The sequence below is a fragment of the Mesorhizobium huakuii genome, from assembly GCF_030160235.1.
Taxonomy (GTDB): domain Bacteria; phylum Pseudomonadota; class Alphaproteobacteria; order Rhizobiales; family Rhizobiaceae; genus Mesorhizobium; species Mesorhizobium huakuii.
In genome coordinates this window covers 1-8688 of the sequence record NZ_BSNY01000040.1, presented here as the reverse complement: position 1 = coordinate 8688, position 8688 = coordinate 1, and the positions used below count along the sequence as shown (strand labels likewise).

The 8688-nt window shown below is 59.3% G+C and carries 10 protein-coding genes and 2 pseudogenes; 6 read left to right on the top strand and 6 right to left on the bottom strand.

The annotated features are described in order from the left end of the window. Both QQK95_RS21040 and QQK95_RS21035 read left to right on the top strand, forming a co-directional pair. A pseudogene (locus QQK95_RS21040) lies at nt 1–382 on the top strand (hypothetical protein); the annotation flags it as partial. Between the two features lie 80 nt (nt 383–462). Beyond that, complete coding sequence (locus tag QQK95_RS21035) at nt 463–1149, top strand: SprT-like domain-containing protein (protein WP_051726744.1); 687 nt, start codon at nt 463–465, stop codon at nt 1147–1149. Between the two features lie 147 nt (nt 1150–1296). Here the strand turns inward: QQK95_RS21035 and QQK95_RS21030 are convergent. After that, nucleotides 1297–1566 (bottom strand): annotated as a pseudogene (locus tag QQK95_RS21030) (transposase); the annotation flags it as partial. Between the two features lie 49 nt (nt 1567–1615). On the opposite strand from QQK95_RS21030, the gene QQK95_RS21025 reads away from it, so the two are divergent. Together QQK95_RS21025 and QQK95_RS21020 are read left to right on the top strand one after the other, a co-directional pair. Then, nucleotides 1616–1999, top strand: coding sequence for a type II toxin-antitoxin system RelE/ParE family toxin (locus QQK95_RS21025; protein WP_038645004.1), 384 nt, complete (start codon nt 1616–1618; stop codon nt 1997–1999). Next, nucleotides 1996–2334 carry a helix-turn-helix domain-containing protein gene (locus QQK95_RS21020; RefSeq protein ID WP_038645006.1) on the top strand — a complete coding sequence of 113 codons (339 nt, stop codon included), beginning with the start codon at nt 1996–1998 and terminating at the stop codon, nt 2332–2334. The genes QQK95_RS21025 and QQK95_RS21020 overlap by 4 nt, the downstream gene beginning before the upstream one ends. A gap of 434 nt (nt 2335–2768) precedes the next feature. On the opposite strand, the gene QQK95_RS21015 is transcribed toward QQK95_RS21020, so the two are convergent. Then, a complete protein-coding gene (locus QQK95_RS21015) occupies nt 2769–3392 on the bottom strand; it encodes a DEAD/DEAH box helicase family protein (protein ID WP_284276266.1) in 624 nt (207 codons plus the stop codon). A 159-nt stretch (nt 3393–3551) separates the two neighbouring features. Here QQK95_RS21015 and QQK95_RS21010 point away from each other — a divergent pair, with 159 nt between their 5' ends. Further along, nucleotides 3552–5090 carry a DEAD/DEAH box helicase gene (locus QQK95_RS21010; protein WP_284276264.1) on the top strand — a complete coding sequence of 513 codons (1539 nt, stop codon included), beginning with the start codon at nt 3552–3554 and terminating at the stop codon, nt 5088–5090. A gap of 153 nt (nt 5091–5243) precedes the next feature. Here the strand turns inward: QQK95_RS21010 and QQK95_RS21005 are convergent, their stop codons facing one another. The 4 genes from QQK95_RS21005 to QQK95_RS20990 form a co-directional block, all read right to left on the bottom strand. Then, entirely contained in the window at nt 5244–5750 is a 507-nt protein-coding gene (locus QQK95_RS21005) for a helix-turn-helix transcriptional regulator (protein ID WP_284276272.1), read from the bottom strand. Between the two features lie 281 nt (nt 5751–6031). Then, entirely contained in the window at nt 6032–6424 is a 393-nt protein-coding gene (locus QQK95_RS21000; protein WP_284276262.1) for a hypothetical protein, read from the bottom strand. Nucleotides 6425–6427: 3 nt separating this feature from the next. Beyond that, on the bottom strand, nt 6428–6868 hold the full coding sequence (locus tag QQK95_RS20995) for a hypothetical protein (protein ID WP_284276260.1): 441 nt from the start codon (nt 6866–6868) through the stop codon (nt 6428–6430). 7 nt (nt 6869–6875) lie between these two features. After that, on the bottom strand, nt 6876–7574 hold the full coding sequence (locus tag QQK95_RS20990) for a ParA family protein (protein WP_284276258.1): 699 nt from the start codon (nt 7572–7574) through the stop codon (nt 6876–6878). Nucleotides 7575–8270: 696 nt separating this feature from the next. On the opposite strand from QQK95_RS20990, the gene QQK95_RS20985 reads away from it, so the two are divergent. Continuing rightward, nucleotides 8271–8684 carry a MobC family plasmid mobilization relaxosome protein gene (locus QQK95_RS20985; RefSeq protein WP_284276256.1) on the top strand — a complete coding sequence of 138 codons (414 nt, stop codon included), beginning with the start codon at nt 8271–8273 and terminating at the stop codon, nt 8682–8684. Nucleotides 8685–8688: the final 4 nt, after the last annotated feature.

The following is an 8688-nucleotide window of genomic DNA, read 5'->3' as shown; positions in this document are numbered from 1 at the left end:
ATGGCTTAACGGACAGTGTTCGCTATCCGTTCACGTCCAACTGTTCAAGTTGGGCTTGGCGGTGGTGACGGCGGCGAACCTTAACGCCGTGGCGGCCCGCTACGACGCCAGCAAGAGCAGGCTGGCGCAGGCCGGGCAGGTTGCCGAAGCCGTCGGGCTCGACATGAAGCAATGGTGGACGCCCGAAGCGCCGTTCCTGTCGCGCCTGTCCAAGGCCGATATCGCGGACGTGCTGCGCGAGGCCGGTTGCAGCGAAACCGCCGCCAGATCGGTGGAACGCGCGCCCAAGGACTGGCTGCCGCTGCCGTTGCGTGGGCGCGAACAGCCCACCCACGAACAGGCCACCCAGACCATCGCGGCGCTGCCTGCCGCCGCCGAGTGAATGACAGGCCCGGTGCTACCGGCACCGGGCTTGTTCTTTGGCCTGACAATTGTATCGTACGAAACAACAGCGAGGACACCATGTCCGCCATCAATCCCACCACCACGACCTATGAGGGCCTCAACCGGGCCTACGGGTTCTTCAACGAGCGCCTGTTTGGCGGCACCTTGCCGCCCTGCCTGATCACCATGCAACGCAAGGCCAAGGCCCACGGCTACTTCGCCGGGGGCCGCTTCGGCTCCAAGGACGGCGCGGTCGTCACCGACGAAATCGCGCTCAACCCGTCGCATTTCCACGAGCGCAGCACCGAGCAGAGCCTGTCCACCCTCGTCCACGAAATGGTGCATCTGTGGCAGCACCATTTCGGCAAGGTCTCGCGCGGCGGCTACCACAACGCCGAATGGGCCACAAAAATGAAGGAAATCGGCCTCGTTCCCTCCGACACCGGCCAGCCCGGCGGCAAGCAGACCGGCCAGAGGGTCAGCCACTACATCGCCGACGGCGGCGCCTATCGCGTCGCCTTCGTCGAGCTCGAGGCGAGCGGCTTCGACGCGCTCTATGTCGAGCTGTGGGCCGAAGGGGCGGGGCGGGCCAAGCGCAAGGCCAAGAACGCCAGCAAATCCCGCTACACTTGCCCGGATTGCGGCCTCAATGCCTGGGCCAAGCCCGCAGCGCCGCTGATCTGCGGCGACTGCGGCGTACGGATGAAGGCTCCGGAGGGCGAAGGGGAGGAAGAAGAAGCCGAGACCGAGCTGGAAGCCGCATAGGCTCCGGCGTCTCCGGCCGAGGACGCCTTGACGGCATCGAGCCGCCGACGGCGCCAGCTATGAGGAAACGCCATTCCCAAGCTCTCAGGCGCTAGGAGCCCGTCCAGATAGCTCTGGGAGTGGGCTGTTTGACGAATGATAGCCCACTCAGGCGGGGCGGGCGAGCTTGGTTAGATTGTGCGCGGTGCAGATCAGCGCCCATTCCGCTTCGACTTTTTCGATGCCCCGCAACAGGAACTGCCTGAACCCTCTTGCCTGTTTGATCTGTCCGAACACCGGCTCCACGATTTGCTTTCTGAGCCTGTATCTACTTCGCCATCCTGCCCGCTTGAGCTTGTCTCGCATGGCTTTTGTGAGCGGTTGGACGATCTTTCGTTTGCCTTGCGCGGCATGTTTGGCGCGTCCGGTTGCGACGTGTCAGATGGGTGTTGACAAAAGCATGAGTACATACTCATAATATGGGGAGATGGTCACATTGCCCCGCCCTAGTCGCCCGCTGCTCTGGATAGCTTCGAGCCGTAAGGACTATGGCGACTTTCCGCCGAAAGTGCAGGAAGCCATGGGCTTTGAGCTGTTCCTGGCACAAACCGGGCAACACCCGCCATCTGCGAAGATGCTGAAGGGCATTGGCAATGGTATAGTGGAACTGGTCGAGGATTTCGACAGTGACACCTACCGGGCCGTTTATACCGTTCGCTTTGAAACGGCCGTTTATGTGCTGCATTGCTTCAAGAAGAAGTCGAAGCGCGGCATCCAAACCCCACAGAGCGATATTGAGCTGATTAAGCGCCGCTACCGCGATGCGGAAGCCGATTATTCAGCGAGGAAAAATGAGGAGCGCAAGCGATGAAAGCGAGCAATGCTGAGGTGCATGTTGGCAATCCCAACATCTTTGCCGAGCTGGGCCTACCGGATGCTGAAAATCACTTCCTGAAGGCGCAAATCGTGGCTGAAGTCTACCGGCTGGTACGGGAGCAAAAACTGACCCAAGCGAAGGCTGGCGAAGCCATGGGCGTGAGCCAGCCGGAAGTGTCCCGCCTGTTCAAAGGGCACTTCCGCGAATACTCGGTGGAACGCCTGATGAACTTCCTGGCCGCATTGGGACAGGAAGTGGAAATCGTATCCCGGCCGCTGCCGCAAGACAGTGGCCCCGGGCATATCACCTTCCGTCACGCCACGGCCTAAAGGCCGAAAAATCGTAGAGAAACGCCGCCAACAAGCGGCGTTTTTTATGCCGACAAGGCCGATTCCGTGACCTGAAACAGCACGTCGAGGAAGGGCAGGGCATGCTTGGCCTGGTGCGCCTCGGCCGCCGAGTAGGCACGACGCGCCGGTTGCGCAACTCGACCGGCCGGACCAACAGCTCGGTCAGGGCACCCAGTGGTGCAATTCGGCGTCGTCACCGTCCAAGCATACGAAATAATGGGTGAGGCAAAGCCGCCCCAGCAGCACTCCACGCCGATCAATTTTCCGGCGGGGACTGGCGCCCACAAATCGTGACGATCGCGGAACTGCCCCATGCGGCACGAGGCGCGAACATGATCGAATAATCACGGCGGGGATGTCACATTAACTCAGTAAAGAGCTTTTTCCATCGCGCCGCGCCGATTCTTGACGCCCTAACCCTTTGATTTCTTTTGCCCGAAACTTTTCCGCTTGACGAGTAGATAGTAGTATTTCTCGTTAATGTGACATCCCCCCTCGATGAACTCGCCAGTCGCCAGCGCCTTGAAGGGGGTGCCGGAGAGATAGAGATAAGCGCGCGTGGTGATGGGCAGGAACTCCGCCTCGCTCTCCGAAAGCACGCCAAGGTCTTCGTTCACAACTTCCAGATCAGCGGTATATTCCGAACTGGTTTCCTCCTTGGCGACCGCAGCATCCTCGCCCTCGAAAAGCTCCTTCGCCGTCTCCCGCCATGCGCCGAAGTGGTACTCATCGAACACCACAAGGTCCCAGTTGATCGCGTGGAGCCATTCGTTCCTGGCCTTGATGTTCCCCGCCTTGTCGCGTCCGAGAAGGTCCTGGAACGAGCCGAAATAGACCACCGGCTTATCGCCGTCGATTTGCCTAGGGTCGCGCCCGGAATTGCGAGAGAGATACTGCCAGCTGTCAAAATCGACGTGCGATTCAAGGTCGGTCTGCCATGCGTCTTCCACGGCGGGTTTGAAAGTCACCACCAGCACCCGCTTCGCGCCCAGCTTTTTGGCGAGCTGGTAGGTGGTGAATGTTTTGCCGAAGCGCATTTTCGCGTTCCAGAGGAAGCGCGGCACGGGGGATGTCACATTAACGAGAAATACTACTATCTACTCGTCAAGCGGAAAAGTTTCGGGCAAAAGAAATCAAAGGGTTAGGGCGTCAAGAATCGGCGCGGCGCGATGGAAAAAGCTCTTTACTGAGTTAATGTGACATCCCCCATCGAGGAACAGATATTCAACTGGACCTATACCGACGAGCAGCGCACCAAGCAGGATTTCGCCGCCCAGAATCCGGGCAAGCGTAACCCATACGGTGCGCTGCCGCAGATGCGTTTGCTGACCTACCAGATGCCGGACGAGCTGCTGGCGATCGCCAGCGCAGGGGAGTTTGACGAGTTTGATCTGAACACCTTTTTTACCGCCACCGCCACCGGCACGGGCAACGCGGCTGCGTTCAAGCACAAAACCGACGTGCAAAAATGGCTCGACATCATCCGGGGCGGTTATACGCCGCAAACTGTGGAGAGCCTGAAATCGGGCACACGGCCGCCATTTCCCTATTCGGACATGCGGCTGCTTCCTTACCTCCAACACTCGTTCTGGTTTCTGCCCAACGTCGCCGCCTGTCATGCGATGGCGAACCTGCTTGCGGAGCGGCAAAACACCTTCTGGCATGATTATAGGGTTGTCGTGGCGGCGGGCACCTCGGCTGGGATCGGCCTCGATGCGCTGCCGCCTGTTCGGCAGGCGGTCGGCAGTGGCTTCGACACAAAGACCATTACGCTGTCCTGCGGCAAGCTCACTACAGGTGTGACGGTGGCGCAGTGGTCGTCGATCCTGATGCTGCGCAATCTCAAATCGCCCGAAACCTATTTCCAGGCCGCATTCCGGGTGCAGTCGCCGTGGTCGATCAAGAATCCCAATGGCGACAATCCCCACGAAGAAGAAGTGTTGAAGCCGGTTTGTTTCGTGTTCGATTTCGCGCCGACGCGCGCCCTGCGGCAATTGTCGGAGTATGGCATCGGCCTCTCGCCGGGCGAGCCGAATCCCGAGAATGCCGTGCGGGAGCTAGTCTCGTTCCTGCCGGTTCTGGCCTATGACGGTGCCAACATGACGCAGATCGACGCAGGCGGCATCCTCGACATGGCGATGGCCGGCACCTCAGCGACGCTGCTCGCCCGCAAATGGGAATCCGCGCTGCTCGTGAACGTAGACAATGACACGTTGCGCCGCGTCCTCGATAATCCCGAGGCGATGGCCGCGGTCGAACGCATCGAGGGCTGGCGGGCGCTGGGCGACAACATCATCGAGACGATCATCAACAAGAGCGACAAGGTTAAGGAACTCAAGAACAAGGCGAAGGACGGCGAGCTGACGCCGAACGAGAAGAAGGAGTTGAGCGAGGAGGAGAAGGAATACAAATCCAAGCGAAAGCTCGTTCAGGAAAAGCTGATCAAGTTTGCAACGCGGATCCCGGCCTTCATGTATCTCACGGATTTCCGCGAGAATACACTTCAGGACGTAATCACTAAGCTGGAGCCGGACCTGTTCCTCGCCGTCACCGGCTTGACGGTGGCGGACTTTCACCTCCTGGTACGCCTGAAGGTGTTCAATACCGAGCGGATGAATGAGGCTGTCTTCGCCTTCCGCCGCTATGAGGATGCCTCACTCCGCTATACTGGCATTGAAAGTCACCAAGGGCTGACCCATTACGGCCTCTACGACACCGTAGTGGCGAAAGAGTGAGGCAAAGGTCTACATTTGGTCGATCTGCGAGATTTGCGAAACGTCTGGAACGCGGTGCTCCTTGGCCGTTCCCGTGGCCCGTGGCCGGCAGGTCCACTGCGCAATTCAATATCTGGCAGTGCGATTGAACCGACCGAAGTCATCGAAACTTCGTCAGCTGTGTGGCTGACGTCGATCGCCGTCCTTTTGCGTTTCCGTAGTTGCTCCGTCTGCCGCCCGTTCGAGCGCAACCATTTTCTTGACCAGGGCCAGCAGGTCGCGCTTCGTGCCGTGCGGCAGAGACACGACCTGTTGGGCGAGTTCCATAGTGTCGCGAGCTTCCTCCGGGGTGCGGCCCCATAGATGCGGGGCAGCGCTGAACAGCATTTCCATCGGCATGAACCCGAGGATTTCGCAAAGGTGGATCATGCGGGTGACGTGCATTTTTGAGAATGCGCGCTCATAGCGGCCATAAACCTGCATCGAAAGGCCAAGCAAGGGAGCAAGCTCCGCGCGGGTCAGGTCCCTGTCCTCGCGCGCCTTGCGGATGAAGGCGGCAATTCTTTCATCGATCTCGCCGAGGGTTTTAATGCCTTCGAACCCCGGGCGGCGGAATACAGGCTTGTCGATCTCGGGATCGGTCGTCTCAACCAATTCCATTTTGTTTTTATAGGCGTCCATATCCTTATGCACGTCCTCTCCCTTCTTGCCCTTTCCAGTCGCGGACAGGGCGACGATCTCAATCAAACATTTGAAAACGGGATTGCCCCAAGTACGCCCCGGCACTGTCTCGCACAGCGATATTCCAGAAGCAGGGAGTGAGGACAGCGCTTTCAGCTGCTCGCAATAAGCGGCCATCAGGGCCGTGCTGCGCTCGCCTTGCATGGTTCTTTCCAGCGGAAGCCTGCATTCATGACGCCCTTGAGGTAGCCCGGGGACAGGAACGCCCCACTGAGAGAAAATCAGGGCGTCCTGGCTGCAACCATTCGCCAGTTTCCCGGCTCTCCCTCGAACACAGCTTCGACAAGTTTTTCCCCATCGACCCACCCCAGATGCGCCAGGAGTTCGCACGCGATAGAATCTTTGCCAAGACTAATACATCGCTTCACGGCAACCGTCGATCCAGCCCCGTGCATTGAGATGTCCCAATTGGATAAGCGAAACAGCTCGCCTTTGGCGGTTTCGTCAGATGGCCGGATGGCCGCATCGGAAGCGGATTCCGTAAGCCCGTTCAATGGGGAAGCGACATTTGAGCCTTCACCCAAGTCGAAGACTTGGCGACCGACCCACGGTGCGGCATAGATGCCAATAAGGATACCGATCGTCATCCCGACCAGGAAGCTGCGACCGCTCACGGGTCAATAGCCGTTGTCTCGGAGAAACTGGTCGATGGCCGCCTTTATGATCACCGTCATCTTGATGTCATTGTCGAAGGCAGCTTTTTGCAGTCGCATCTTCGTATCGTAGTCCAGCGGGTAATTGACGTAGTGCTTGGCTTCCCGCGCCTGCGCCCGCTTCAGGTCGCGCAGGCGATAGCGTCCCTCCTCCTGAGCCAGAGCACGTTCGATCGCCTTGCTCTTGCGATCGTCACCGCTCGGGTTCGGCAGACCGCGCCGCGGACGCTCTCTTGTTGCATCCGCTTCTGAAACCGGCGGCGCTGTTGGTTCCCGCGCAGCCGTTCGCGCCTCTGCCTCTTCCGACACAGAGGCTGGCTTCATTGCGGCTTTGGATGTGGCTGGCTTCGGCCGTCGCGGGGCGATCGGAAAGTCAGAGACGGACAGTTTGCCTGGTTTAGACATTTCCCACCTATTCCCGGTTTGTCGCGAGATGGCGATCCAGCTCGGTCACAAACGCCGCGACCTCCGCGCGACCCTTCATGACCGGGTCGGTCAGCTCGAGCATCTGCAAGGTGCCGAGGCCGTTGCGGATTTCGCGGTAGCAATTTCTTTCGGTGAGCTCGGTATCCATCAACGTCGATTCATAGCCGTTGTCGCGAAGATTGGCGATGAACGGACGGATCAGCCTGTAAGCCTCTAGAACGCGGCCCGGAAGGGCGATGCGCGTCACCACGTTCACGTGGGGAATCGTGCGCCCCTCCTTGTCGCCAATATCCGCCGTGATGGTGGCGGCTTCGCCGGCCGCCTTGATTTCATCCTGGTTCGGCTGAATTGGCGTCAGCACCAGGTCGGAGTTGCGGATGATCGTATCGCGGATGACGCTGTCGACGCCGGGTGAGTCCATCAGGATTACGTCATAGACGCAGTCTTGTTCGGCCAGCACGGTTTCAATGCTCCGCTGGGTTGCCGCGCTGTGCAGCTCGATGTTGGCCGGAAGATTGTCCTTGGCCTCACATCGCTTCCACCATTCGGCGAGGTTCTGGCGCGGATCGGCGTCGATCAGAAGAACCTTCTTTCCCTGAATAGCGTACTCGCCGGCAACGAGGATAATGGCCGTCGTCTTGCCGGCGCCGCCTTTGCCGCTGATCGCGCAAATTCTTCGAGGCATGTCTGAATCCTCCTTTGCTGTCCCCCAAAGCCGAATGCCTCTCCTGGGCAACAGCCTTTCCAAACGAAGTGAATGCACGAGTGGTTGGTTTCGCATGGCGTTTTTACACGATGCGATTAAGCCTCACTACCCTAGCGTGTGATACTTCAATCACATCTTGCTTCCACATCGTAACGTCGAGGCATGTGAACACACCGTGTGAACAAGTCGTGTGAAATTGGATCGACCGCGCGCTGGCGTCGAGAAAACCCTGGAGCCCTCGCCAGTCGACGCAATTTTCCCTCGTTTGGCCAAAGAGGCCGCCAGCGCCGCAGCAGGCCTTCCCGCTTCTTTTGTGGTGAACCCCGGAGCCGCGCGAAGGCCGTCTGTGACGCTCGCACGCAGTCCGCCAGGGCGAAGAGCGGAGCGTCCCTTGCGGGCGAGTACGAGGGGCACACAAAGGGCGACAAAGCGGTCCTGGAGGTGAACCCTGGAGAGCGTTTTAGCGTTTGAATGGGCAGGGACGGAGACCCCGCCGGTCGTTTCGATTAGGGCGAGCGAGATTTTGTGTCTGCTCGAAAGTTTCTTCGGTTGAGTTTGAATTTCACGCCTGTTGACGGTGGCAGGATACGGAAAAATGTGCGACATTTTTCGCGACTATCGAGGAACAAGCCCTCGATGCCTGCCGCAAGCGCCAGAGAGAGGGGCCCAAGGCCAATGGACGACGCGAAATTCGAGGTCCGGCTCGAGCCGGACCGGAAGGGTCGGATGGTGCATGCGCGCGTCAGCGCGGACGAATATGCGGCGATCGAAAAGGCCGCCAAAGCGGCCGACATGACGGTTTCGGGATTTTTCCGGTCGCTAATCCTCGAAGGCGCCGGCGTACGACCAATCCTGACTAAGGATGATCGGCTCGTCATGGCGCTGTTGCTGGAGGACATGCGCGCGATCGGCGTCAACCTGAACCAGGTGGCGCGATCAATAAACAGCGGCAAGACCGTTCACTCAAGCGAGCTCGACATCAATGTCGGGAACGTGCAGCGCGTCCAAGCGGCCGTCATGACGGAGTTGCGATCGCTGGGGCGTTGGTGCGCGGATATGAAATCGAACGCATTTCGATCATTAATGTAGTTGG